This window comes from Streptomyces sp. DH12 (assembly GCF_020873895.1).
GTDB lineage: Bacteria > Actinomycetota > Actinomycetes > Streptomycetales > Streptomycetaceae > Streptomyces.
On the sequence record NZ_JAHWGT010001186.1, the window covers coordinates 1 to 439 of the forward strand.

Consider the following 439-nt stretch of genomic DNA (forward strand, 5'->3'; position numbering starts at 1 on the left):
GGATGTTCAGGGCTCGGTGTGGGCACGTGAGCGTGAGGAACGGCTTGCTGGTGCGCTTGCGGCACAGGCTGCCTCCGGGGAACAGGGGCGTGAGGTAGCGGATGAGCTGCGTGCGGAGGTCTGGCTGTCCGCCGCGTCCAGCCGGCTGCTCCGGACGGTGGCCTACCGGGCGCCTATGGTCGCGGTGTGCTCGCTGGAGAACGACCTGGTGCTCAACTCGCTGGGGGTGCGCACCACCACCAACCCGATCCAGCTCGCCCTGTGGGCCGGATCCGGGCCGGTCATCGTGTTCGCCACGTACGCATCCCTGGTGGACCGCGAGGAGATCGACGCACCAATGGGTCAGCGGAAGGTACGCGGGCCGCTGGAGGCCGCCCTGGCAGGCGGAGAGCGGCTGTACGGACAGCGCATGGCGGGCTTCGACCTCGCCATCGTGGAC

Annotated in this window: 1 pseudogene; it reads left to right on the top strand. The window is 69.7% G+C overall.

Features of this window, described 5'->3' with window-relative positions:
• Positions 1-163: 163 nt before the first annotated feature.
• Positions 164-439 (top strand): annotated as a pseudogene (locus LPA54_RS39165) (helicase); the annotation flags it as partial.